The organism is Duganella callida, from assembly GCF_004614165.1.
GTDB classification, from domain to species: domain Bacteria; phylum Pseudomonadota; class Gammaproteobacteria; order Burkholderiales; family Burkholderiaceae_D; genus Rugamonas; species Rugamonas callida.
Genome location: NZ_SPVG01000049.1, coordinates 1 through 21,249 on the forward strand (window position 1 = coordinate 1; position 21,249 = coordinate 21,249).

Below are 21,249 nucleotides of genomic sequence, written 5' to 3' on the forward strand. Positions count from 1 at the left end.
GGCCAGCTGCTGGGCCGGCGCGGGCGCCGCCGCTGCCTGAGCGGCGGGGGGCGGCGGCAGGCCGGCGACCTTGTCCGGCACATTGGCGTTCGAACTCGGCAGCCAGCCCAGAATCGCGGCGCTGCCGACCGCGCAGAACAGCACCACCGCGACGGCGGCGATCACCATGATCGGGTGGGTAGAGGGCTTGTTGTTGTGGTTGTCCATGACGTGTCCTATGAAACTGAGTAAAGCTATATTTTCCTAAAGGACATGTTTTGCTTCCGTGCGTCACCGTACATACAGTCTAATTAATTGCCCTTACGCTGTTTCCATGCATACTCATTTCTCACCCAACGCCGACGACGACCGCGTGCCACCCCGGATGGCGAACAATCGCCTGCTGGCCAGCCTGCCGGACGACGATCAAAGTCAGCTCGCCGAGCACAGCGAAATGGTGCGGGTGGAGAATGGCCAGGTGCTGTACGAGCCGGGCCAGGAAATCAAGTACGTCTACTTTCCCATCGATTGCCTGATTTCGCTGCTGGCGGTGGCCGAGGGCCGCATGACGCTGGAAGTCGGCGCGATCGGTCGCGAGGGCATGCTGGGCGCGCCGGTGGTGCTGGGCCATGACCAGGGCCAGGTGCGCGCGGTGGTGCAGCGCTCCGGGCGCGTCTACCGGATCCCGGCCGACGAATTCGCGGTCGAGGCGGGGCGCATGGAATCGCTGCAGCGGCTGTTGCACCGCTACACCGACACGCTGCTGGCGCAGGCGATCCAGATTGCCGTGTGCAGCCGTTTCCACGTGCTGGAAGCGCGGCTGGCGCGTTCGCTGCTGGTCACGCGCGACCGGCTGCAATCGGAAAAATTCCATCTGACCCACGAATTCCTTGCCCACGCGCTGGGCGTGCGCCGCGTGGGCGTCACCAAGGCCGCCAGTGCGCTGCAGCAGCAAAAGCTGATCAGCTACAGCCGCGGCAACATCGAAATCCTCGACTCGGCCGGCCTGGAAGCTGTCTCCTGCCGCTGCTACGAGCTGGTCAAAGACAAATAATCCGGGGTCAGTTCTGCCAATCGCACACGGACTCTACTGTGGGCGTCGCCTACAGTAGAGTCCGTGTGCGATTGGCAGAACTGACCCCGGATGTAAAAAACGGACCCGCAGGTCCGTTTTGGGGGTGGTGGATGCCGGCGATCAGCGCGGTGGCTTTTGCACCTGGTTGCCGATCACGCCGCCCACCGCCGCGCCGCCGACCGTGCCGACCGCGCTGCCGCCGGTCAGCACCGAGCCGGCCACGGCGCCAACGCCAGCGCCTACCGCGGTGTTTTTGTCCTGCGCCGACATGTTGGCACAGGCGCTCAGACCCAGGGTGGCCGCCAGTACGGCGGCAGTTGCTGCAATACGTTTGATGTTTTTCATGATCATTCTCCTCTGGCAGGCAAGGCGCGGTATTGCGCCTTCACCGATGACTCCAGAGTAAGACAGGCGGGCGTGTGCTTCCGTTCGCCATCCAACATTGTTGCAAATCAGGGCGCGGCCTTGCCGCGCACACGCGCTATCAGCGCCGGGCAGCCGGCCGTGTCGTCGGCGCCGCCGCTGACCAGCGGCACGATGGCCGCCACCGGCGCCACCACGGCCAGCGCCAGCGCGCCCCCCGCGCGCAGCGCCACCGCGCGCTTGTCGATGCTGAGGTCGGGCGCCTTGAAGCTGCCGCGCACGTAGATCGGCGCCCGCAATGAGATCACGCGCACGCTCTTGGCGTCCGGCCGCAGCGTCAGGTCGAGTTTTTCATTGCCCAGGTTGATGGTGCCGGCCACGTCGATCCGGGCCTCGGAGGTGTCGACCACGAACAGCCGCGTTTGCATGACGCCGTTGCTGACGCCGAAATCGGTGACCATGCAGTTCAGCCTGACCTGCTTGTCGCCGGCCAGCCGCGTCAGCACCACGCTGCCGAGGTTCAGGCCCATTTCCTCCAGCAGCAGCTTGCTGACGCTGCCCTGGTTGATCACGCCCTTCATGTCGCCGTTCGATGCGCCCAGCAGGCTGGCCACCGAATTGCCGCTGGCGCGCAGCGCCACCTCGGCGTTGATTTCGCCCACCGTCGCCTGCATGCCTTGCATCGGCACCAGCTGGCGCAGCTGCAGCTTGCTGGCGTTGGCCTTGAGCTCGGCGCGGATGGCGTTGGGGTCGACGCGGCCGCTGCCGTCGAGCAGGACGTTGGAGGTGAAGCGGCCGCCGGCGATGTCGAAGTTCATCGGCTTCAGCGCCAGCACGCCATCCTTCAGGTGGATCTGCGTTTCCAGGTTGTGGATCGGCAGGTCCTTGTCGCGCGTGATCTGCGCGGCCTTGAAGTTGACGTCGGCATCGATGGCGGTCCAGCGCTCGGTGCGGAAGGTTTCGACCGGCAGCACCTTGTTGCCGGGCTGGACCGCTTCCTCGCCGCGCGCCTGCTTGCTGGCGTTGGAGTCGGCGCCGATCAGCGGTCCCAGGTCCGACACCTGCAGCAGCTGCGATCGCACCTGGCCGCTCAGCCGCGAGCGCGGCTTGCCGGTCTTGAATTCGAGGTGGCCACCGATGTCGCTGGCGCCGACCCTGCCGGTGAAGCGGTCATATACCCACAGGCTGGTTTCCTTGCCCAGGCTGCCGGTCAGATGGCCTTCGGTGACGAACGGCGGCGTTTCCGGCAGCAGCACGCCGGTCAGTCCGTACAGCCGCGCCATGCTGGGGCCGGACAGCTTCAGGCGCATGTCGAGCGTGGTCAGCGACGCCGGCCGCGTCAGCGTGCCGCTGAAGGCGATGGTGGTGCCGCCGACGTTCAGCGTGGCCGCCAGCGGGTAGGGCGTGGTGTGCTCTTGCAGCGACAGCACGGCGCCGGCCCTGCCGCTGCCGTCCACCTGCCGGTCATTCCACTTGCCGCGCAGTTGCCAGGCCACGCCATAGACGGCGTCGCGGACGGTGTCGACGCTGGCGCTGGCGTCGACATGCGTCATGGCGTCGATATAGCGCACCGTGCCTTTGGAAAACACGACGCGCTGCACATCCAGTTTCCAGACGGCCGGCCGGTCGTCGCGGTGAAAGGTCCAGTTGTTGCGGCCGTCGGCATCGCGCTGCAGCAGCAGGGCGGGCGTGTCGAAGCGCAGCACCGGTATCTCGATGCGTCGGCGCAGCAGCGCCAGCGGTTCGAGCGCGAACGCGAACTGCCGCACCGCCGCCATTTCGGCCGGCGCGCGCATGCCGCGCGGATTGCCGAGGTGGACGTCCTGCGCCAGCAGGTGCGGTAGCGGCAGGTAGTCGCGCCAGGTGCGGTCGCCGTCGCCGCTGCCCTGGCGCCGCCAGGTCAGCGACAAGGCGCCGCGGATTTCGAACGGGCGGTCGATGGCGTTGCTGATTTTCTCGTTCAGCCACGGGCGCAGCCGGTTCCAGTCGTAGGCGGCCAGCGCCACCGCGGCGATCACGGGCACGGCCAGCACGGCGGCGCCGGCGGCAAGGGCGATGCGGGTGCGGCGGCGGCGGCGGGGCAGGGGAGGAAGCGCGGGCATGGCGGATCGTGGTTGGCTGGTTGCCTCATTGTACACAAGCCGGTTTATGTGCGTAACCGTACCGAAGCAAACGCGCTGCCGGCTTATAAAGTCAACCATCCCATTCATTTTGAGGAGAACAATAATGATGACCTTGAAGACTCAAATGTTGTGCGGCATCGCCGTGCTGGCGGGCCTGGCTGGCTGCGCCAGCGAAAAAACCCCGGCCACCGCCGACGTCGCGGTATCGCGTGAAGCGGTGGCGGCCGCCACCAGCGCCGGCGCCGCCGACCTGGCGCCGGCCGAAATGCAATCGGCACGCGACAAGCTGATGCGCGCCAACCAGGCGCTGGCGGCCAAGGATTATCGTACCGCCCAGGACCTGGCAACCCAGGCCCAGGCCGATGCGCAGCTGGCGCAGAGCAAGGCCAACTCGGCCAAGGCAACCACCGCCGCCGACGAGCTGCAACAAAACATCCGTCTGCTGCGCGAAGAACTGCAGCGTGCCAACACCACTACCCAACAATAATCGCCCGGAGAACCCGATCATGAAAAAACTGACCCTGCTCCCTGCCGCGTTTGCCGTGACCATGCTGTTCGCCGCCTGCAGCTCGACCCCGACCACCACCACCCAGCTCGACCAGGCGCGCGCCGATTTCTCTGCGGCGCAAAGCAACCCGGCGGTGGCCGCCAACGCGCCGCTGGAATTCAAGGCCGCGTCCGACGCGCTGGATAAAGCCAACGCCGCCGCCGCCCAGCGCGAAAGCCTGAACGATATCGACAAGCTGGCCTACATCGCCAAGCAGAAGATCGCCACCGCGCAGGAAGCCGCCAAGGCCAAGCAGGCCGAGGCCGACGTCGCCAATGCCGCCCGCCAGCGCGACGAAATCCGCCTGCAGGCGCGCACCGCCGAAGCCAACAACGCCAAGGCCGCCGCCGACCGCGCCAAGGCCGACGCCGACATGGCGCGCGCGCAAGCCGATGCCGCCGCCAACTCGGCGCGCGACGAGCAGGCCAAGAACGCCGCCCTGCAACAGCAACTGGCCGACCTGCAGGCCAAGCAGACCGACCGTGGCATCGTGATCACGCTGAGCGACGTGCTGTTCAACGTCGACCGCGCCGAACTGAGCGCCGAAGGCATGCGCACCGCGCAAAAAGTCGCCGACGTGCTGATGCAGGAACCGCAAAGCGTGGTGATGGTCGAAGGCTTCACCGACAGCACCGGCACCGAATCGCACAACCTCGACCTGTCGCAGCGCCGCGCCGAATCGGTGCGCAACGCCCTGATCGGCCTGGGGGTGCCGAGCAACAAGATCAACACCCGCGGCTATGGCGAGGCCTATCCGGTCGCCAGCAACAGCGATGCCGGCAGCCGCCAGCTGAACCGCCGCGTCGAAATCGTGCTGTCGCAGAACGGCGCACCGATCGCCAACCGACACTGATGCTAGACCCCGTACTCTCACTTAGGAAGGAATATCATGGCTGAATCCAATCCCACCCCACCGGCAGGCATCGACAAGGAAGCCATCCGCGCGGCCGCCCGCAACCTGCAGGACGGCCCGGTCACGGCCGGCTACCAGGGCGACCGTCAGGCCGTCATCAAGATGCTGAACGACGCGCTGGCGACCGAGCTGGTGTGCATCAACCGCTACAAGCGCCACTACTACACGGTGCAGGGACGCGAGAACGCCGGCATCAAGGCCGAGTTCCTGGAGCACGCCAACCAGGAACAGGAACACGCCGACTGGCTGGCCGAGCGCATCGTCCAGCTGAACGGCGAGCCCGACTTCAACCCGGCGACGTTGCTCGAGCGCAGCCATGCCGAGTATGATGCCTCCAGCGACGTGCAGTCGATGGTGCGCGCCAACCTGATCGCGGAGCGCGTGGCGATCGAGTCGTATCGCCAGATGATCCAACAAATCGGCGATACCGACCCGACGACGCGTCTTCTTTTGATCAAAATCATGGCGGTCGAGGAAGAACACGCGGACGATATGCGTGACATGCTTGACGAACACGGTTAAGCGTACACGACAAGACAACGCGCCGCGTTTTGCTGTACAGTTTGTTTTCACATCTACAACCATAACAGGAGTTTCATTATGCTGGAACAAAATATCAGTACCGTTAACAACGACGTGAAAACGCTGGTGAAAGACGCCCAGGCACTGTTCACCGCCGCCACCGCGCTGACCGGCGAAAAGGCGGAGGAACTGCGCGGCCGCGGCATGCGCGCGCTGGACACCGCGCTGGCCAAGGCCCACGAAGCCCAGGTCAGCGCCGTGGCGGCCACCAAGGAAGCCGCCAAGCAGGCCGATGTCTACGTCAAGGAAAATCCGTGGCGTTCGATCGCCGTGGCGGCCGGCGTCGGCCTGCTGATCGGCGTCATCATCGGCCGCAAGTAAGCCATCGTGTCGGCGCAAGAGCAAGACAATCGTCCGCCGGGGCTGATCGCATCGCTGGGTCTGGTGACCCGCAATGCGATCGGCCTGTTGCTGTCCCGGCTGGAACTGGCGGCGCTGGAACTGGCCGAGGCGCGCAATCACCTGCTGCAACTGGTGCTGGCGTTTGCGCTGGCGGTGGTGGCGGGCTGCTTCGCCCTGGCCTATATTTCGGTCACCATCGTCTACCTGGCCTGGGAATCGATGGGCTGGGTGATCCTGCCGGTCATGACCGGCGTGTTCGTGCTGATCGCCATCGGCCTGATCCTGTATGCGCGCGGCCTGATCCGTAGCGGCAAGCTGTCGCTGCCGGCCACCATGGCGGAACTGAAATCCGACCGCGACATGCTGCTGTAAGGAGAACCATGAGCAAGCACGATGACGCGGCCGCGCTGGCGGCCGAAAAACACAAGCTGATACGTGAAGGCGAGCTGTATCGCGTCAAGGTGGCGCACGCCAAGGCACTGGTGACCCAGGCGCTGCATCCGGAGGCGCTGGTGCATGGCGCCATCGACCATGCGGTCGGCCTGGCCCAGGCGCGCCTGGGCGGGTTGTTCCATGGCGGCGGCGGCGGCGGCGTCGGCGGGCTGCTGGGCGGCCTGACGGGGGCGCTGAACTTCCGCTCGCTGAAGTCGGTCATGCCGTACGCGCTGACGATGGGCTCGTGGATCGCGCGCAAGCGGCTGATCAAGCCGGCCTTGGGCGTGGTGGCCGTGGCCGGGGTGGCGGTGGCCTGGCTGATGCGGCGCAAGCCGCACACCACCAACACGGTGGAATGAAACCAGGGCCGCGATTGCGGCCCTGGTTGTTTGTACCGATACCACGGCGGATCTCAGCGGCTCTTGTTTTCCGCCAGGATTTGCGGCACCTTGGACATGTCGTCCTTGTAGGTCTGCTGCGCCTCCTTCATGCAGCTGTCGCGATCGGAAGCAGGGCCTTTCATGCAGGCCTGGCGCGCTTCGGCCAGCGCGGCGCCGATTTCCTTGCGCAGGGTGCGGGTCTGGGCGGCCGGGGTCTGGTCGGCCTGGTTCCAGCGCGATGGCTCGCCTTTGGCGATTTCCTGTTTCTGCAGCTGGGCGTTTTGCGGTGGCGTGGTGTCTTGCTGCTGCTCCTGGGCTTGCGCGGCCAGCACCGCGCAAGCCATCGCCACGCCGGTGACGATGCTTTTTACCATGATGTCCTCCTGGGGTTAAAGCCTGCCGGTCAACAGCATGATCAGCAGGATGATGACGATCAGGCCGGTGATGCCGCTGGGAGCATAGCCCCAGTCGCGGCTGTGCGGCCAGGTCGGCAGTGCGCCGATCAAGGCCAGGACCAGAATAATCAGAATGATGGTGCCCATGGCTTTCTCCTTTTAGTTAATGATGATGGCTGGCCCTGGCCGCCGCTCAATAGCGATACAGGCGGCCGTCGATCAGGCGTACGCGGTTGCCCACGCGCAGATCGTAAATACTGTCCTGGTTAACCATGCGGGTCTCGCCGTTATCCATGCGGACGCTGATCTGGTATTCCTCCTTGCCGGCATTGCGGTTGTTCTCGACGTTGTTGCCGACCACCGCGCCGCCGACGGCGCCGGCCACGGTGGCGGCCGTGCGGCCGCCGCCCGAACCGACCTGGTTACCCAGCAGGCCGCCGATCAGGCCGCCGGTGACGGCGCCGACGCCGGAGCTGCCGCGCGCCTGCATGACCTGGATGGCTTCGATGGTGCCGTAGGTCGACGAATCGTTGCTGATGTAGCCGATCTGCTGCGATTGCGGGGTGTTGCTGGCGCAGCCGCTCAGCAGTGCGACCCCGGCCAACACGGCGGCGGCGAACTTGGTCTTGGTGTTGTTCATATTGTCCTCCTGGGAAAGTGTGAGTCCAGCATAGACATCTGCCGCGCGGCCATCTGTGCGCTTACGCACCCTGTCCACCGCTGCGGTATTTTTGTACGGTAGCGTACAGATGATGGCAGGGAAGAAGCGTAAAACGTCATACATCGGTAGCAGAGACGTTCCCGTCCCGCTGGCTGACAAACTCAATGTTTTTAATTACTCCAAGGAGAATCGCCATGAAAATCGCACATAAAATCGCTACTGCTCTGTTCACCGTGTCGCTGCTGGGCGCCTTCACCGGCTGCGCATCGACCTCGACCAAGGAAGGCACTGGCGAATATGTCGACGATTCCGTCATCACCACCAAAGTGAAGGCCAGCATCTTCAACGAGCCGACCCTGAAAACGACGGAAATCAACGTCGAAACCTTCAAGGGCACCGTGCAGCTGAGCGGCTTCGTGGCCCAGCCTGAAGACATCGCCAAGGCCGCCGAAGTGGCCCGCGGCGTCAAGGGTGTGACCGCTGTGAAAAACGACCTGCACGTCAAGTAATCGCCCCGGCCGGCGCCCCCATGACGGGGCGCCGGCAGCTCTGTGAGCCATCATGAACCAGCCTGCCGAACTTCCTCGCAACCACACGTCGGCAGAAGCTGACGTCCCCCGTATTCCCATCCATGTCAACGCGCGCGGCCTGGCGCTGGGCGTGATCGCCACCGTGGCGTTTTTGTACGCGCTGCAATGGGCGCGCGACTTCCTGGTGCCGCTGTTGCTGGGCATCCTGATCACCTTCATGCTCGATCCGCTGGTGTGCTGGCTGGAACGCCTGCGCATCCCGCGTCTGATCGGCGCCACCCTGGTCACCGGCGCCATCCTCGGCGGCTCGGTGCTGGTGATCGACAAGGTGCAGGGCGAATTCCAGTCCATCGTCGACGAGCTGCCGACCGCCGGCCACAAGCTGTCGCGGCTGCTGTCCGAGCGGCTGCACAGCGGCGGCCCGAACGCGCTGCAACGGCTGCAGGACGTCGCCAACGAACTGCAGCAGGCCACCGCCGGCGCCCAGGAGCGGCGCGTGGCGCGCCGCGCCAATCCGCCGCAGACGCCGGACGGCATCCCGATCATGAACTGGATCTGGGCCGGCTCGATGGGGGTGATGGGCTTCCTCGGCCAGGCCACGATGGTGATCTTCCTGGTGTTTTTCCTGCTGCTGTCGGGCGACACCTTCAAGCGCAAGCTGGTCAAGCTGACCGGACCGTCGCTGACCAAGAAGAAGGTCACCGTGCACATCCTGGAAGACATCAACAGCTCGATCCAGAAATACATGCTGATGCTGCTGGTGACCAATAGCGCCCTGGCGCTGCTGATGTGGGTGGCCTTGCGCTGGATCGGGCTGGAAAACGCCGGCGCCTGGGCCATCGTCGCCGGCCTGCTGCACCTGATGCCGTACTTCGGCCCGCTGCTGATCATGCTGGCGACCGGCATCGTCGCCTTCCTGCAGTTCGAATCCTTGCAGATGAGTCTGCTGGTAATGGGCGCTTCGCTGGCGATCGCCACCCTGATCGGCACCGTGGTGGCGACCTGGATGACCGGCCGCTTCGCGCGCATGAACGCGGCGGCGGTGTTCGTCAGCCTGCTGTTCTGGGGCTGGTTGTGGGGCGTGTGGGGCTTGCTGCTCGGCGTACCGGTGATCGTGATCGTCAAGGTGGTCGCCGAGCGCGTGGAGGGGATGGAAGTGGTGGCCGAGCTACTGGGCGAGTGAGGTCTTGCGCAGGCTACCCAGCTGCAGCGCGTATTGCCGCGCAAACTCGGCGCCGAGGAAGAAGATCTGCGCCGAGTAATACACCCACAGCAGCAGGGCGATCATCGAGCCGGCCGCACCGTAACTGCTGGCCACGCCGCTGTTGCCGATGTAGGCGCCGATGCCGTATTTGCCCAGCGTGAACAGCGCCGCCGTGCCCAGCGAGCCGATGGTGACGTCGTGCCACGACAGTTTCACGCGCGGCAGCATCTTGAAGATCACGCCGAACAGCGCGGCAATCACCAGGAAGGCAATGGCGGCGTTGATCACGGTCAGCACCACGCCGGCGTCCGACCAGTAACTGCCCCAGAATTTTTCCAGCAGCGTCAGCGCCGCGCTGACCACCAGCGACACCATCAGCAGGAACGCCAGCACCAGCACCATGCCGAACGACAGCAAACGGGTGCGCACCGTATCCCACAGCGTGCCCTTGGTCAGCGGCGGCACCTGCCAGATCGCGTCGAGACTGGCCTTCAGCTCGGCAAACACGGTGGTGGCGCCGAACAGCAGCAGGCCGGAGGCGATGAGGGTGGCCAGCCGGCCTTCCTCCTTGTTGCGGGCGCCGGCCAGCACCGCCTGGATGGCGTCGGCGCCCTGGGCGCCGACCAGGCCGTGCAGCTGGGCGAACAGCTCGCCCTGCGCCGCCTGTGGCCCGTAAAACCAGCCGGCGATGGCCAGCACCAGCACCAGCACCGGCGCCAGCGAGAACAGGGTGTAGAACGCCAGCGCCGCGCCCATGCTGCCGCCGCGATGCTCGAACCATTCAGACACAGTGCATTTCAATACGGAGAAGATGTTTTTCTTGGTCATAAAAGAAAAAGCCCCGCAACCGGAGTTGCGGGGCGATAGTTGGCGGATTACTGCACGCGTTTTTCGATGGTGATCTGTTCCACCTCGACGCGGCGGTTAGGCTCCAGGCACTTGATCAGGTCGGCGCGTTTCTTGTCGTGGCATTCCACCACCGGGTTCGATTCGCCCTTGCCGACGGCGGTCAGGCGGTTGGCCGCTACGCCTTTGCCGACCAGGTAGTCCTTGACCGCGTTGGCGCGGCGCTCGGACAGTTTCTGGTTGTACTTGTCGCTGCCCAGACGGTCGGCGTAGCCGCTGATGGTGACGTCGCCGATGTTGGTGTTGGTGTTCAGCACGTTGGCGATGTCGTCCAGCTTGGGCTGCGACGGATTCAGCTTGGCGCTGTCGAAGGCGAACAGCTCGGTCGCCGACATGGTCACCTTTTCAAAGCGCGCTGGCGGTGGTGGTGGCGGTGGTGCTGGCGGCGCTGGTGGTGGTGGCGGCGGTTCGGCGGCCATCGGCGCTGGCGGCGGGGCGGCCGGAGCAGGGCGCGGCGGCGCGTCGAAGGCGATGTTCAGACCGACGGTCAGGTAGTAGTTGTTGCTCTTCGAGTTAGGGAAGGTGTCGCCGCGGATGAAGCCGTGGACATCGCGCAGGTCGGCCTGGAAGGCCACGCGGTCGTTGATGTCGGCCTGGAAGCCGAAGCCGGCGCTCACGTAGGGCGAGGTCTTCTTGCGTTCGATGTTGTTGAACAGATTGGCCTTGTCGCGTTCGGCGCCGACACCGACCAGGATGAATGGCCGGAACGATTTGCGGGAGAACAGGTACAGCGCGTCGGCGCCCAGGGTTTCCTGCTGGTAGCGCTGGCCGTTCTCACGGGAGCGGCCGTAGGTGTAGCCCATTTGCACATCCCAGTCCTTGTTCAGCGCCTTGCCGAATTTCAGACCGGCGCCATAGCCGCGTTTATCGACCGCACCGAAGTCCGAGTCGGGCTTGAAGCCATTCACGCTCGGCTGGATGTACCAGGATGGATTGATGACCGGATCTTCTTGGGCCATCGCGGAGAAGGACGCACACAGGGCGGCTGCGGCGAGGGCGATTTTTTTGAATTTATTCACAGGTTAGCTCCCGACTCTTGTTTAAAAATGTTTCATTGCCAGCAATGTTGTCGACACGGCTGTTGGACCGAAGATTAGGTAAGTTAGTGCTTCCCTTCCGTACGCTAGCGCACCAAAGCTTGTGCTGTATCAAATTAGTCACATTTCCTGAAACTTATCGAAAACACCTTTGTCCCATCTAAATACACAGATTGCGTCACAAATGTTCGTTGCCGCACAGACTATATTGCCGCAGGCGGGCATCCTTGCTGAAAAGCCATACCCAATCGGGCCTGTTTAAAGGAGTGATCACATGCACGCAGTCAGCAAACAACAATCCCTGGTTCAGAACGAGATGAAGGCCTCGCCGGAAATGCAAGCCACCACGGCCAAGCTGACATTGATGGACCGCTCGACGCCAGCGCCGCTGGACCGCAAGCCAGCCCTGTCGATGGCGCCGATCGAGCGTGTTCGTTCGACCTCGGCCACGCTGCGTCGCATCGAAAACATGCAAAAACTGATCGGCGAGCTGTCGATGCACGAGATGCTGGCCGACGAAATCGCCTGGTTCCTGAAATTTTCGCCGTCCGGCGCGCGCAAATACATCCGCGACCTGCGCGAAGCCGGCGTGATCGAACTGGCGCGCTATGTCGAAGGCACCGCCACCTACCTGGGCAAGGCGGTCTACCAGCTGACCCCCGACCCGGAACGCATCGCCACCTTCCTGGCCGCGATCGCCCAGCCGAAGCGCGAAGGCGCGCCGGCCCGCAAGGAACGTCCAAGCGTACGCGAGCAGGCGATGGCCGGCAGCGGCCGCCACTTCCATATTCTGGCCGACGACACCCATTACGCCATCCGCGTCAACCGCGGCCCGGTGATGCGCGATCCGCTGGTCGCCGCCCTGTTCGGCAGTGCGCCGTCGCAGCAAAAAGCCGAATAAACCCTCACGCCCAGGCGTATCATGAACAGCCGGCGCAGTGCAGACTGCGCCGGCTGTTTGCATATTGAAATGTAAACAAGCAACCCCAACTAGCCGACACGACATCATTCAGGGGTATGCGGCAATGGAAGCTTTGATCTGGATTGGCCTGACCGCGCTGGCGATCGCGCTGCCGTTTGCCTACCCGCGCTGGCGTCTGCGGCGCATCCTGGCGCGGCCGTTGCCGCCCGAGGCCGAGCAGGTATTGCTGCGTAACATCCCGGTCTACCGCAATATGAGTGTCGATCTGCAACAGCAGTTGCGTCGCATGGTGGTGCGCTTCCTGCACGAAAAGAAATTCATCGGCTGCGAAGGGCTGGAGGTCACCGACGAGATGGCGCTGACCATCGCCGGCCAGGCCTGCCTGCTGCTGCTCAACCGCCCCAGCAAGGTGTATCCGGCGCTGCACACCATCCTGGTGTATCCGGGCGCGTTCGTGGCGCAGCGCCACCAGACCGGACCGGGCGGGGTGGTGACGCCGGGCCACCAGACCATGCTGGGCGAATCCTGGGACGACGGCCGCGTGGTGCTGTCCTGGGACGACGTGCGCCGCGGCGCCGGCGACTGGACCGATGGCCACAACATCGTGCTGCATGAATTCGCCCACCAGCTGGACAGCGAATCGGGCCGCGCCAACGGCGCGCCGTATCTGGGCAATCCGGCCAGCTACCGCGAGTGGTCGGCGGTGCTGTCGCGCGATTTCCAGGATCTGCGCCTGCGCGCCATGTACCGCCAGGAAACGGTGCTCGACCATTACGGCGCCACCAATCCGGCCGAATTCTTCGCGGTCGCCACCGAAACATTTTTTGAGAAACCGTACCAGATGGCCGAGCATCACGGCGAGCTGTACGCGGAATTCCTCAAATATTACCGCGTCGATCCGCGCGAATGGATGGCGCCGCCGCCACCGCCACCACCGGCCGTGCCGCCGTCCTACGCCTTCGCCGGCGGCTGGTAGGGTTCACAGGATGATGGAGCCGTCGTCGCTGCGCTTGACGTGCAGCAGGCCCGGTTCCTCCGCCTCCAGCCGCCGCGCCTCGAGTTCCTGCGGGCTGGGCGCCTTGCCGGCTTCGGCCAGCAGGCGCTGACGTTCTTCCAGCCCCTGCAGGATGTTCTGTTCCAGTTCGGCCTGCTGCCAGGGCTTGGGGATGAAGCGGAACACGTGGGCGTCGTTGATGGCCGCCATGGCGGTCTTGAAATCGGTCGAGGCGCTGAGCATGATGCGCACCGTGGTCGGTGCGACCTCCTTGAGCGCCTGCAGGAATTCGCCGCCGCTCATTTCCGGCATCATGAAATCGGACACCACCAGGTCGAACTCGCAGACGCAGATGCGGTTCAGCGCGTCGAAGGGATTGGTGAAGGTTTCGATCTGCGCCCCGGCCAGCGGCTTGCTCTGGCGCAGCGCGCGCTGCAGCGCGCTCAGCATGTTCGGTTCATCGTCGACCAGCATGATGCGGCTCATGATTGCTCCTCAGCGTGACGGATCGGCAGCAGCACGCGGAAACAGCTGCCACGGCCCAGTTCGGTATCGACCTCGATGCGGCCGCCGTGCTTTTGCACGATGCCGTAGGCCAGCGACAGGCCCAGCCCGGTGCCCTTGCCCACCGCCTTGGTGGTGAAAAACGGGTCGAAGATGCGCGACAGGGCGTCCGGCGCGATGCCATGGCCAGTATCCTCCACTTCGAGCCGGACCGTATTTTTGTCGGCGCGTCGGGTGCGCACGGTGATGGTGCCGCGCTTCGGCCCCATGGCCTGGGCGGCGTTGACCACCAGGTTCAGCACCACCTGGTTCAGCTGCAGCGGCAGGCATTCGATGGCGGGGATGTCGCCGTAATCCCGGACCAGGTCGGCACGGTACTTGACCTCGTTGGCGACGATGTTCAGGGTGGAATCGATGCCGCCGTGCAGGTCGGCCAGCATCCATTCCTGGTTGGCGTCGGCGCGCGAGAAATCCTTGAGGTCGTCGACGATGTGGCGCACGCGCACGATGCCCTCACGCGACTCGCGCATCAGCGCCGGGATGTCTTCGCGCAGGAAGTCGAGGTCGATGCGCTCGCGCATGGCGCGCAGCCGCGCCGCCACCCCGGGCGCGGTGGCGGCTTCCGCTTCCTGGTAGGCGGCCAGCATCTCGAACAGCTGGTCGAGATAGTTCTGCAGCGTGCCGACATTGGAAAAGATGTAGCCGATCGGATTGTTGATCTCGTGCGCCACGCCGGCCGCCAGCTGGCCGATGGAGGCCATCTTTTCCGACTGCACCAGCTGCTGCTGGGCGGTCGACAGCAGTTCGTTCAGCTCGGTCAGCTTGCGGATGTCGTCTTCCAGCCGGTCGTTGGCCTCGGCCAGCTGGGCGGTGCGCTTTTCCACCACGTGTTCCAGGTTGTCGTTGGCCTTGCGCAGCGCGTTCTCCGCCACGCGGCGCTCGGTGACATCGCGCAGGGTTTCGATCGCGCCCACCACCTTGCCGTCGTTGTCACGCAGCGGCGCGGCGGTGAAGTGTAACCAGTGGCCGCCGGCGCCGATGTTGGGGAAGAAATCCTCGGACTCGTAGGCGCCCGGGATCAGGGTCGACTGGTGGCTGTGGCCCGGATAGTGGCCGGCGATGTTGCTTTCGCCGGCCACGATCAGGTCGGCCAGCAGCGGCCGCTGCTTGGTGTAGAACGGCTGCCAGTGGTTTTGCGTGCCGACCATTTCCGCGCGGCTCCAGCCCAGCAGCTGCTCGCAGGCCTTGTTCCAGTGCGTGATCACGTGGTGGCGGTTGATGGCAAAGGTGGCGACCGGGTGGCCGTCAAAGAACTCGGACAAGGCCACTTCCGCTTGCGATGGCAGTTTCATCCCGTCTCCTCACACCAGTATCTGGCACATGTCGTTGACCATGCGCGCGCACTGCTCGCTGGTCTGACGGCGCTGTTCGTCATCGAAACCGAGGCGCAGCCACGCCTGCTCGGCCTGCGCGGGACCGTGGTCGGGCGGACCGGCCAGCACGTGGGCCAGGCCCACGGCCAGCGCCAGGCCGCTGGCGCCGGCGTCGTGCTGGTGGCGGATGGCGTCCTGTATCGCCGGCGGGAATTTCCAGTAGGCCGACAGCGCGCTGCCGGCCTCGGTGTGGTCGACACCGAACACCGCCTGTTCCGCCTCGGCCACGCCACTGTCGGGATGCTGCCGGCGCCAGGCCTGCACGGCCGCGTATTGGTCGGGGAAGCGGGTGGCCAGCACCAGCGTGCCGAGGTTGTGCAGCAGCCCGGCGGTGAACGCGGTTTCCGGGCTTTGCCGCAGGTGGCGCGCCAGCGTGCGCGCCCAGACGGCGGTGGCGATCGCATGGCGCCAGAAGGCATCGAAGTCGAGGTTGCCGGCGCGCGGGATGGCCGCGATCACGCCGCAGGCCGTCACCAGGGTGCGTACGCTGTGCAGGCCCAGCACCGTCATCGCCTGCTGGATGCTGGTGACCTTGGATGGCATGCCGTAAAACGAGGAATTCGCCAGCCGCAGCGTCTTGGCGGTCAGCGCCTGGTCGAGCGCGATGCGGCCGGCCAGGTAATGCAGATCGACCTGGTCTTCCGCCGCCATGCTGGCCAGCAGCTCGGCCACCACCGCCGGCAGCGAGGGCAGGTCGTGGATGCGGCGCACCACCTCGTCGAGCGCGATCATGCGGCCTCCTCGCAGCGGCTCAGCGTGATCAGGCTGCCGCGCGAGGCCGATTGCAGGCCCATGGGGTAGGCGGTGACGGTGTAGCTGTCGTCGCCGATGGCCAGGCGCAGGCCCGGCGGCGGCAGCGCGGCGCCGTGCGGGAACAGCTGCGGCAGCGTCACGCTGGCCTCGCTGCCGAGCAGCATGCCGCTGCCGTACAGCAGGCGGCTGGCGGCGCCGTTGATGAAGGCGACCATGCCTTCGTCGTCGAGCCCGATCACCGGCAGCGGCAGCTGCTGCAGGATTTCGCGCGTGATGTTGAGGCTGATCTCGTCGCGGCGGATCTGGCGCTGCATCTGGTGCAGCAGCTGTTCCATGCGGCGGTTGGCGCTGGCCAGCTCGTGGTTGGCGGTGCGCACTTCCAGGTGCAGGCGGGCGTTGTCGTCGGCGATTTCCTTGAGGCGGAAGGCGTCGGCCAGGTGGGCGCGCAACTGCTCGTCGTTCCACGGCTTGGTCAGGAACTTGTAGATCGCGCCCTCGTTGACGGCGTCGGTCACCGATTGCAGCTCGGTGTAGCCGGACAGCATGATGCGGATGGTGTCGGGCTTGAGGTTGCGCGCCTGGCGCAGGAAGTCGGCGCCGTTCAGGCCCGGCATGCGCTGGTCGGAAATGATCACATCGACCGGCAGCTGCGCCAGCAATTCCAGCCCCTGCTCGCCGGAGTTGGCGGTGTGGATGTCGTAGCCGTCCGGCCGCAGCAGGCGCTTGAGCGCGGCGATGATGTTGACCTCGTCGTCGACCAGCAGCAGGCAGCGGCGCTTTTTCTGCGCGCGCAGCAGTTGCGGCGGCAATCGCCGGTCTTCGTGCAGCAGGGCGCCGACCGCCACCGCCGTCATCGGCGGCGCGTAGAAATCGCCCTGCACCAGGTCGCACATATTGCTGCGCAGGAAGGCGCACTGGGCCTCGGTGTGCACGCCGTCGGCCAGCACGCGCAGGCCCATTGCCAGCGCCATGGCGATCAGCGCCTGGCACATGGCGGCGGCGCTGCCTTCGTCGGCCGCGTGGCGCACGCAGCCCGCGTCCAGCTTGATGAAATCGAAGGGATAGCGCCGCAGGGTGCGCAGGCAGGCATCGCCGGTGCCGAAACGGTCCAGCGTCAGCGCCACGCCCAGTTGCTTGAAGCGGTCCAGCGCGGCGGCGGCGTAGTGGGTGAGATCGGCCTCACCCAGTTCCAGCGTCAGCGCGGCGGGGTTGATGTCGTACAGGTCGAGAATCTCGGCCAGTTGCTGACTGAAGCGCGCATCCTGCAGCTGGCGCGGGCCGATGTTGATGGCCACCTGCAAATCGTTGCCGCGCAACGCGCCGCCCTGCCAGAGCGCGCGGTCCTCGCAGGTGCGGCGCAGCAGCGCGAGGCAATCGCCGTCGCGCGCGGACAGGGCTTCCAGGCTGGCCACCGCGCCATTGCGCAGATCGACCAGCGGCTGGTAGAGCGTCTCTGCAGGCTCCATCGGGCGTTCCTATCGAAATGGAAGCTGTATGCTGGAAAATGCTATCAATCGATTATTCAACCTTTTGCGCGTGTGCGCAAGCGAACGGAAAGCGCGCGCGGCGCGGGCGACACTGACCGCTACTTCAACCAGGGAGAACGGCATGAGCACGATTATTGCGGGTCACCTGCAGCTGCAGGACGACATAGCCGATGCGCGGCTGGCCTTGCTGAACGCGGGCTTTGAAGCCAGCCGCGTCAGTTCCTTTTACGTCAATCCGCCGGGCCAGCACGATGTCTACGAGCTCGGCGGCGACCACGACAAGTCGCCCGGCGCCAAGGATACCGACGAGGGCGTGGTCAAGGGCGGCGCCACCGGCGCGGTGGCCGGCGCGGTGGTGGGCAGCGCGGCGATTCCGATCGCCGGACCGTTGGGGCCGGTGGTGGGGGCGCTGGTCGGCGCCCACGTCGGCTCGCTGTACAGCCTGCACGAAACCAAGGAACGCGGCGAGCCGGAAGACGACGGCAGCAATGTCCGGCCGCCGCGCAAGGCCGGCATGATGATCGCCGTCGCGGTCGACGATACGGCGCAGGAGCAACTGGCGCTGGAGGTGTTGCACCGGCACGGTGCGCGCGACATCGAGCGCGCCCAGGGCACCATCGCCAGCGGCGACTGGAGCGACTTCAATCCCAACTCGGTGCCGGTCCCCGCCTGAGTACGGGGCGCCGCATCTGTCTTTTGGCGCGCGCCTGTTGCATATCCGAGACTAAGCCTGCGCGCCGGGCAATTTTCGGTATGATAGTCTCATACAACGCGGGGTATGAGAGGGGGATGTGGCAATGACTCAGGCATGGCTTACGCTCACTCGTCCGGACGGACGCGATGTTCCGACGCCGTCGGCGGCGCAGCTGGCGTCGGCGCTGGCCGATGTCTACAGCGGCCACATCGCCGGTCCCGACGGCGGCCCCGGCAGCGCCGTGCTGCGCTTCGGCTATGACGACGGCCTGATGTACGAAATGGAAATTTCCGCCGACGGCGCCGCGCGTTTTGCCGAATGGTCGGACCGCGATTGCGAGATCGCGCTGGCCTCGCCGCGCACCATGACCAATCTCAAGCAGGCGGACGCGCTGCAGCTGTGGCAGCTGATGGCGCAGCGCCAGGTGGCCAAGATCCGCAACCAGCCCTGGCGCGACAGCGGCGAATGAGGGCGCATCCCCGCGCTTGCAGGCTCAGCGCCGCGCGCCTTCCAGCCGCGTCTGGCACTTGATGCAAAAGCGCGCCTCGGGCCGCGCATTCAGGCGCGAATAGCCGATGTCCTCGCCGCAGCTTTCACACAGACCGTAACTGCCGTCCTCGAACTTGGCCAGCGCGTGGCGCACGATGTCGAGCTGGCGCGCAGTGTGCGTGGCCGCTTCGTGCACCAGCGCGTTGAGGGTGCGCTGGCTGGCGGCGTCGGCCGGCGAGGCCAGCGTTTCGTGGCGCAGCGGCGTGCGCAGATCGGTGCTGCGGTCCAGATCGTCCGCGAGCTGGCTGCGCAAGGTGTCGCAGGCGCGCGCCAGGCGCATCTGCAGGGCTTGCCATTGTTGGTCGTCCAGTCCGTTCATGCCGCGCGCTCCTTACGGCGTTGGACCGGCGGCGCGGCGCTTGGTTCTACAGCGCCTCGAGATGGTGCTTGAGGTCCTCCAGCGGCTTGATCACATGCTCGGGCTTGCCGGCGGCAATCGCCGCGGCCAGCGTCAGCAGCTCGGCGCTGAGGTCCAGCAGATCCTTGATGCGGTCGATGCGGGCCACGGTGGCCGCGGCGCGGCTGGCCAGGTCCAGCAGCTGGCGCGTGTCATCGCTCAGGCCCAGCGCGGCCAATTGAGCGGCGTCCAGATACAGGCTGTCGGCCTGGGTGCGCAGGGCGATCTCGTTGTCGAACAGCTGCTGCGTCAGTTCGCGCGCTTCGCCGCGCCGGATCGCGCGCATCAGCTGCGTGTGCAGGGCGTTGGCGCTGGCCGACAGGCGGTCCGCCAGCGTTTCGATGTCGGTGGGCTGGATCATGGCGTCTCCGGTTCAAGGTGGCGGTAGCTGTGCGACCAGCGCGCGGTGCTGTTGTTCGATGGCGTCGAGGTTCTTGCGCGCCAGCGTGTAGCGCAGGCCGAGCAGGCGGTATTCGTTCTGCTTGTCCTGCTGCTGCGCGCGGGACAGGGCCAGCAGCAGCCGGTCGCGGTCGGGGTCGAGGTGGGGAATCTCGCTTTCCAGCATGCCGAGCACGGTGCGCGCCTCATTGTCGTTGGTCTTCTCGTACAGGCGCAGCAGGATGCGCATGGCGTCCAGCAATTGCTGCACCGGTTCGCGCCCCTCGCGCAGCAGCTGGTTGACGGTGTTTTCCTGCAGCGGATTGGTGATGCCGCGCGCCAGCAGCCGGGTCAGGCCGGCAAACGCGTTGACGTGGCGGGTTTCCAGGCCGGTGTCGGGCCAGGCCTTGATGCCGCCGCTGAGCCCCTTGACCTGGTCTTCCATGTCGTACTGGCTGTCGCCGGCCAGCTTGCCCAGCGCCTGCAGGTAAGCCTGTACGCCGTACTGCAGCTTGACGAAATCGTCGCAGGCCGGCTGGCGCCGGGCGTCCAGCGCGCGCTCGGCGGCGTCGGCGGCAGGCGGCAGGTACGGTTGCTCGCGCTGGTAGGTGCGGCGGTAGCGTTCGGTCAGCTCGTGGTAGGCGCCGAGCTTGGGCGATTCGGCGGCGAAGGCGCGCACCTCGGCCATGCGCGGCGTGCTGCTGGCGCAGCCCGCGAGCAGGGCCAGCAAGCCCAGCACGATCAGCAAGCGTTTCATAGGCTCTCCCCGGATAGTGGGAAGATTGTGGTCCGTGGCGCGGCGCCGCGCTTTGCGCGGGCGCAGACTATGTGGTCAGCGCCTCGCGCCAGCCGAGGCCGGCGTCGGTGCCGGCGGCCGGTAGATACTCGCAGCCGACCCAGCCGTCGTAGCCGAGCGCGTCCAGATGGGCGAACAGGTGGCGGTAATTGATCTCGCCGGTGCCGGGCTCGTGGCGGCCGGGCGTATCGGCGATCTGGATGTGGCGGATCAGCGGCAGGTGGGCGGCGATGGTATTACTCAGTTCGCCTTCCATGCGCTGCATGTGGTAGATGTCGTACTGCAGGAACAGATTGGGGCAAGCGGCGTCGGCGATGATCTGCAGCGCCTGGCCGCTGCGGTTGAGCAGATAGCCGGGCAGGTCGAAGTGATTGATCGGTTCGATCAGCAAATCGATGCCGGCCGGCTGCAACTGCGCGGCGGCGTAGCGCAGGCTGTCGATATAGGTCGCGCGCGCGCGTGCGGGATCGAGGCCGGCGGGGATGTTGCCGGCCATGCAATGCAGCTGGCGCACGCCGAGCGCGGCGGCGTACTCGCGCGCGCTGGCGACGCCGGCGCGGAACTCCTGGCCGCGGCGCGGATCGCAGGCCATGCCGCGGTCGCCGGCAGCCCAGTCGCCGGCGGGCAGATTGAACAGCACCAGCCGCAGCCGGTGGCGCTGCAGCCGCTCTGCGATCTCATCGGCCTCGAAGGCATACGGAAACAGGAACTCCACCGCCTCAAAGCCGGCCTGGGCGGCGCGGGCGAAACGGTCGAGAAAGGGGACGTCGGTGTACAACATCGACAGATTGGCGGCGAATTTGGGCATGCCGCTATCGTACCAAAATCCGGGGTCAGGTCTTCCATTGCGTCACGATCTCAGCCGTAAGC

The 21,249-nt window shown here is 65.8% G+C and carries 28 protein-coding genes and 1 pseudogene; 13 read left to right on the forward strand and 16 right to left on the reverse strand.

Annotated elements, in window-relative coordinates; all coding sequences use genetic code 11:
- A pseudogene (locus E4L98_RS05305) lies at positions 1-207 on the reverse strand (glycine zipper 2TM domain-containing protein); the annotation flags it as partial.
- A gap of 106 nt (positions 208-313) precedes the next feature.
- On the opposite strand from E4L98_RS05305, the gene E4L98_RS05310 reads away from it, so the two are divergent.
- A complete protein-coding gene (locus tag E4L98_RS05310) occupies positions 314-1,033 on the forward strand; it encodes a Crp/Fnr family transcriptional regulator (protein ID WP_135200528.1) in 720 nt (239 codons plus the stop codon).
- A gap of 141 nt (positions 1,034-1,174) precedes the next feature.
- On the opposite strand, the gene E4L98_RS05315 is transcribed toward E4L98_RS05310, so the two are convergent.
- Both E4L98_RS05315 and E4L98_RS05320 read right to left on the reverse strand, forming a co-directional pair.
- The gene (locus tag E4L98_RS05315) at positions 1,175-1,399 is read right to left on the reverse strand and encodes a YMGG-like glycine zipper-containing protein (protein ID WP_135200529.1); all 225 of its coding nucleotides are present in this window, start codon (positions 1,397-1,399) and stop codon (positions 1,175-1,177) included.
- Positions 1,400-1,506: 107 nt separating this feature from the next.
- The gene (locus E4L98_RS05320) at positions 1,507-3,519 is read right to left on the reverse strand and encodes an AsmA family protein (RefSeq protein ID WP_135200530.1); all 2,013 of its coding nucleotides are present in this window, start codon (positions 3,517-3,519) and stop codon (positions 1,507-1,509) included.
- 124 nt (positions 3,520-3,643) lie between these two features.
- Here E4L98_RS05320 and E4L98_RS05325 point away from each other — a divergent pair, with 124 nt between their 5' ends.
- From E4L98_RS05325 to E4L98_RS05350, 6 genes are all read left to right on the forward strand, one after another.
- Positions 3,644-4,027, forward strand: coding sequence for a DUF4398 domain-containing protein (locus E4L98_RS05325; RefSeq protein WP_135200531.1), 384 nt, complete (start codon positions 3,644-3,646; stop codon positions 4,025-4,027).
- 19 nt (positions 4,028-4,046) lie between these two features.
- Positions 4,047-4,940 (forward strand): OmpA family protein, encoded by an 894-nt coding sequence (locus E4L98_RS05330; protein ID WP_135200532.1) that lies wholly within the window; start codon positions 4,047-4,049, stop codon positions 4,938-4,940.
- A gap of 36 nt (positions 4,941-4,976) precedes the next feature.
- Positions 4,977-5,522, forward strand: coding sequence for a ferritin-like domain-containing protein (locus E4L98_RS05335; RefSeq protein ID WP_135200533.1), 546 nt, complete (start codon positions 4,977-4,979; stop codon positions 5,520-5,522).
- Positions 5,523-5,600: 78 nt separating this feature from the next.
- Positions 5,601-5,903 (forward strand): ElaB/YgaM/YqjD family protein, encoded by a 303-nt coding sequence (locus E4L98_RS05340; protein ID WP_135200534.1) that lies wholly within the window; start codon positions 5,601-5,603, stop codon positions 5,901-5,903.
- A 6-nt stretch (positions 5,904-5,909) separates the two neighbouring features.
- Positions 5,910-6,296: a phage holin family protein gene (locus E4L98_RS05345; protein ID WP_135200535.1), complete on the forward strand. Its 387-nt coding sequence runs from the start codon at positions 5,910-5,912 to the stop codon at positions 6,294-6,296.
- A gap of 8 nt (positions 6,297-6,304) precedes the next feature.
- Positions 6,305-6,718: a hypothetical protein gene (locus E4L98_RS05350; protein ID WP_135200536.1), complete on the forward strand. Its 414-nt coding sequence runs from the start codon at positions 6,305-6,307 to the stop codon at positions 6,716-6,718.
- A 53-nt stretch (positions 6,719-6,771) separates the two neighbouring features.
- Here the strand turns inward: E4L98_RS05350 and E4L98_RS05355 are convergent, their stop codons facing one another.
- Genes E4L98_RS05355 through E4L98_RS05365 form a run of 3 tightly spaced genes read right to left on the reverse strand, consistent with a single transcriptional unit; the run spans position 6,772 to position 7,774 of the window.
- On the reverse strand, positions 6,772-7,113 hold the full coding sequence (locus E4L98_RS05355; RefSeq protein WP_135200537.1) for a hypothetical protein: 342 nt from the start codon (positions 7,111-7,113) through the stop codon (positions 6,772-6,774).
- 15 nt (positions 7,114-7,128) lie between these two features.
- On the reverse strand, positions 7,129-7,281 hold the full coding sequence (locus E4L98_RS05360; protein ID WP_135200538.1) for a DUF3309 family protein: 153 nt from the start codon (positions 7,279-7,281) through the stop codon (positions 7,129-7,131).
- A gap of 46 nt (positions 7,282-7,327) precedes the next feature.
- On the reverse strand, positions 7,328-7,774 hold the full coding sequence (locus tag E4L98_RS05365) for a glycine zipper 2TM domain-containing protein (RefSeq protein WP_135200539.1): 447 nt from the start codon (positions 7,772-7,774) through the stop codon (positions 7,328-7,330).
- Between the two features lie 215 nt (positions 7,775-7,989).
- On the opposite strand from E4L98_RS05365, the gene E4L98_RS05370 reads away from it, so the two are divergent.
- A complete protein-coding gene (locus E4L98_RS05370) occupies positions 7,990-8,304 on the forward strand; it encodes a BON domain-containing protein (protein ID WP_135200540.1) in 315 nt (104 codons plus the stop codon).
- 52 nt (positions 8,305-8,356) lie between these two features.
- The gene (locus E4L98_RS05375) at positions 8,357-9,508 is read left to right on the forward strand and encodes an AI-2E family transporter (RefSeq protein ID WP_135200541.1); all 1,152 of its coding nucleotides are present in this window, start codon (positions 8,357-8,359) and stop codon (positions 9,506-9,508) included.
- On the opposite strand, the gene E4L98_RS05380 is transcribed toward E4L98_RS05375, so the two are convergent.
- Positions 9,494-10,357 (reverse strand): YihY/virulence factor BrkB family protein, encoded by an 864-nt coding sequence (locus E4L98_RS05380; RefSeq protein ID WP_135200542.1) that lies wholly within the window; start codon positions 10,355-10,357, stop codon positions 9,494-9,496. The genes E4L98_RS05375 and E4L98_RS05380 overlap by 15 nt on opposite strands.
- Before the next feature lie 47 nt (positions 10,358-10,404).
- Positions 10,405-11,454, reverse strand: coding sequence for an OmpA family protein (locus tag E4L98_RS05385; protein ID WP_135200543.1), 1,050 nt, complete (start codon positions 11,452-11,454; stop codon positions 10,405-10,407).
- A gap of 292 nt (positions 11,455-11,746) precedes the next feature.
- On the opposite strand from E4L98_RS05385, the gene E4L98_RS05390 reads away from it, so the two are divergent.
- Together E4L98_RS05390 and E4L98_RS05395 are read left to right on the forward strand one after the other, a co-directional pair.
- A complete protein-coding gene (locus tag E4L98_RS05390) occupies positions 11,747-12,373 on the forward strand; it encodes a winged helix-turn-helix domain-containing protein (protein WP_229257263.1) in 627 nt (208 codons plus the stop codon).
- Positions 12,374-12,497: 124 nt separating this feature from the next.
- Positions 12,498-13,370, forward strand: a complete 873-nt coding sequence (locus E4L98_RS05395; protein WP_135200544.1) for a M90 family metallopeptidase — start codon at positions 12,498-12,500, stop codon at positions 13,368-13,370.
- A 3-nt stretch (positions 13,371-13,373) separates the two neighbouring features.
- Here the strand turns inward: E4L98_RS05395 and E4L98_RS05400 are convergent, their stop codons facing one another.
- Genes E4L98_RS05400 through E4L98_RS05415 form a run of 4 tightly spaced genes read right to left on the reverse strand, consistent with a single transcriptional unit; the run spans position 13,374 to position 17,544 of the window.
- Entirely contained in the window at positions 13,374-13,874 is a 501-nt protein-coding gene (locus E4L98_RS05400; protein WP_135200545.1) for a response regulator, read from the reverse strand.
- Positions 13,871-15,244 carry a PAS domain-containing sensor histidine kinase gene (locus E4L98_RS05405; RefSeq protein WP_135200546.1) on the reverse strand — a complete coding sequence of 458 codons (1,374 nt, stop codon included), beginning with the start codon at positions 15,242-15,244 and terminating at the stop codon, positions 13,871-13,873. Before E4L98_RS05405 ends, E4L98_RS05400 begins: the two co-directional genes overlap by 4 nt.
- 9 nt (positions 15,245-15,253) lie before the next feature.
- On the reverse strand, positions 15,254-16,057 hold the full coding sequence (locus E4L98_RS05410) for an HDOD domain-containing protein (RefSeq protein WP_135200547.1): 804 nt from the start codon (positions 16,055-16,057) through the stop codon (positions 15,254-15,256).
- A complete protein-coding gene (locus E4L98_RS05415) occupies positions 16,054-17,544 on the reverse strand; it encodes an EAL domain-containing protein (protein ID WP_135200548.1) in 1,491 nt (496 codons plus the stop codon). The genes E4L98_RS05410 and E4L98_RS05415 overlap by 4 nt, the downstream gene beginning before the upstream one ends.
- A 142-nt stretch (positions 17,545-17,686) precedes the next feature.
- Here E4L98_RS05415 and E4L98_RS05420 point away from each other — a divergent pair, with 142 nt between their 5' ends.
- Positions 17,687-18,238: a glycine zipper domain-containing protein gene (locus E4L98_RS05420; protein ID WP_135200549.1), complete on the forward strand. Its 552-nt coding sequence runs from the start codon at positions 17,687-17,689 to the stop codon at positions 18,236-18,238.
- Between the two features lie 124 nt (positions 18,239-18,362).
- Positions 18,363-18,728, forward strand: coding sequence for a hypothetical protein (locus E4L98_RS05425; protein ID WP_135200550.1), 366 nt, complete (start codon positions 18,363-18,365; stop codon positions 18,726-18,728).
- 24 nt (positions 18,729-18,752) lie between these two features.
- Here the strand turns inward: E4L98_RS05425 and E4L98_RS05430 are convergent, their stop codons facing one another.
- From E4L98_RS05430 to hyi, 4 genes are all read right to left on the reverse strand, one after another.
- The gene (locus tag E4L98_RS05430; RefSeq protein WP_135200551.1) at positions 18,753-19,127 is read right to left on the reverse strand and encodes a TraR/DksA family transcriptional regulator; all 375 of its coding nucleotides are present in this window, start codon (positions 19,125-19,127) and stop codon (positions 18,753-18,755) included.
- Between the two features lie 46 nt (positions 19,128-19,173).
- Complete coding sequence (locus E4L98_RS05435; protein ID WP_135200552.1) at positions 19,174-19,566, reverse strand: hypothetical protein; 393 nt, start codon at positions 19,564-19,566, stop codon at positions 19,174-19,176.
- 12 nt (positions 19,567-19,578) lie between these two features.
- Positions 19,579-20,340, reverse strand: a complete 762-nt coding sequence (locus E4L98_RS05440; protein WP_135200553.1) for a hypothetical protein — start codon at positions 20,338-20,340, stop codon at positions 19,579-19,581.
- A gap of 67 nt (positions 20,341-20,407) precedes the next feature.
- Positions 20,408-21,187: a hydroxypyruvate isomerase gene (gene hyi, locus E4L98_RS05445; protein ID WP_135200554.1), complete on the reverse strand. Its 780-nt coding sequence runs from the start codon at positions 21,185-21,187 to the stop codon at positions 20,408-20,410.
- Positions 21,188-21,249 lie beyond the last annotated feature (62 nt).

What these genes read in the sequence shown, in the direction of transcription:
- E4L98_RS05330 (WP_135200532.1), top strand. Translation starts at nt 4,047, where the DNA reads ATGAAAAAACTGACCCTGCTCCCTGCCGCGTTTGCCGTGACCATGCTG.
- E4L98_RS05370 (WP_135200540.1), top strand. Translation starts at nt 7,990, where the DNA reads ATGAAAATCGCACATAAAATCGCTACTGCTCTGTTCACCGTGTCGCTG.
- E4L98_RS05335 (WP_135200533.1), top strand. Translation starts at nt 4,977, where the DNA reads ATGGCTGAATCCAATCCCACCCCACCGGCAGGCATCGACAAGGAAGCC.
- E4L98_RS05365 (WP_135200539.1), bottom strand. Translation starts at nt 7,774, where the DNA reads ATGAACAACACCAAGACCAAGTTCGCCGCCGCCGTGTTGGCCGGGGTC.
- E4L98_RS05320 (WP_135200530.1), bottom strand. Translation starts at nt 3,519, where the DNA reads ATGCCCGCGCTTCCTCCCCTGCCCCGCCGCCGCCGCCGCACCCGCATC.
- E4L98_RS05425 (WP_135200550.1), top strand. Translation starts at nt 18,363, where the DNA reads ATGACTCAGGCATGGCTTACGCTCACTCGTCCGGACGGACGCGATGTT.
- hyi (WP_135200554.1), bottom strand. Translation starts at nt 21,187, where the DNA reads ATGCCCAAATTCGCCGCCAATCTGTCGATGTTGTACACCGACGTCCCC.
- E4L98_RS05360 (WP_135200538.1), bottom strand. Translation starts at nt 7,281, where the DNA reads ATGGGCACCATCATTCTGATTATTCTGGTCCTGGCCTTGATCGGCGCA.
- E4L98_RS05325 (WP_135200531.1), top strand. Translation starts at nt 3,644, where the DNA reads ATGATGACCTTGAAGACTCAAATGTTGTGCGGCATCGCCGTGCTGGCG.
- E4L98_RS05415 (WP_135200548.1), bottom strand. Translation starts at nt 17,544, where the DNA reads ATGGAGCCTGCAGAGACGCTCTACCAGCCGCTGGTCGATCTGCGCAAT.
- E4L98_RS05340 (WP_135200534.1), top strand. Translation starts at nt 5,601, where the DNA reads ATGCTGGAACAAAATATCAGTACCGTTAACAACGACGTGAAAACGCTG.
- E4L98_RS05405 (WP_135200546.1), bottom strand. Translation starts at nt 15,244, where the DNA reads ATGAAACTGCCATCGCAAGCGGAAGTGGCCTTGTCCGAGTTCTTTGAC.
- E4L98_RS05390 (WP_229257263.1), top strand. Translation starts at nt 11,747, where the DNA reads ATGCACGCAGTCAGCAAACAACAATCCCTGGTTCAGAACGAGATGAAG.
- E4L98_RS05440 (WP_135200553.1), bottom strand. Translation starts at nt 20,340, where the DNA reads ATGAAACGCTTGCTGATCGTGCTGGGCTTGCTGGCCCTGCTCGCGGGC.
- E4L98_RS05410 (WP_135200547.1), bottom strand. Translation starts at nt 16,057, where the DNA reads ATGATCGCGCTCGACGAGGTGGTGCGCCGCATCCACGACCTGCCCTCG.
- E4L98_RS05430 (WP_135200551.1), bottom strand. Translation starts at nt 19,127, where the DNA reads ATGAACGGACTGGACGACCAACAATGGCAAGCCCTGCAGATGCGCCTG.
- E4L98_RS05395 (WP_135200544.1), top strand. Translation starts at nt 12,498, where the DNA reads ATGGAAGCTTTGATCTGGATTGGCCTGACCGCGCTGGCGATCGCGCTG.
- E4L98_RS05435 (WP_135200552.1), bottom strand. Translation starts at nt 19,566, where the DNA reads ATGATCCAGCCCACCGACATCGAAACGCTGGCGGACCGCCTGTCGGCC.
- E4L98_RS05350 (WP_135200536.1), top strand. Translation starts at nt 6,305, where the DNA reads ATGAGCAAGCACGATGACGCGGCCGCGCTGGCGGCCGAAAAACACAAG.
- E4L98_RS05420 (WP_135200549.1), top strand. Translation starts at nt 17,687, where the DNA reads ATGAGCACGATTATTGCGGGTCACCTGCAGCTGCAGGACGACATAGCC.
- E4L98_RS05310 (WP_135200528.1), top strand. Translation starts at nt 314, where the DNA reads ATGCATACTCATTTCTCACCCAACGCCGACGACGACCGCGTGCCACCC.
- E4L98_RS05355 (WP_135200537.1), bottom strand. Translation starts at nt 7,113, where the DNA reads ATGGTAAAAAGCATCGTCACCGGCGTGGCGATGGCTTGCGCGGTGCTG.
- E4L98_RS05315 (WP_135200529.1), bottom strand. Translation starts at nt 1,399, where the DNA reads ATGAAAAACATCAAACGTATTGCAGCAACTGCCGCCGTACTGGCGGCC.
- E4L98_RS05380 (WP_135200542.1), bottom strand. Translation starts at nt 10,357, where the DNA reads ATGACCAAGAAAAACATCTTCTCCGTATTGAAATGCACTGTGTCTGAA.
- E4L98_RS05400 (WP_135200545.1), bottom strand. Translation starts at nt 13,874, where the DNA reads ATGAGCCGCATCATGCTGGTCGACGATGAACCGAACATGCTGAGCGCG.
- E4L98_RS05375 (WP_135200541.1), top strand. Translation starts at nt 8,357, where the DNA reads ATGAACCAGCCTGCCGAACTTCCTCGCAACCACACGTCGGCAGAAGCT.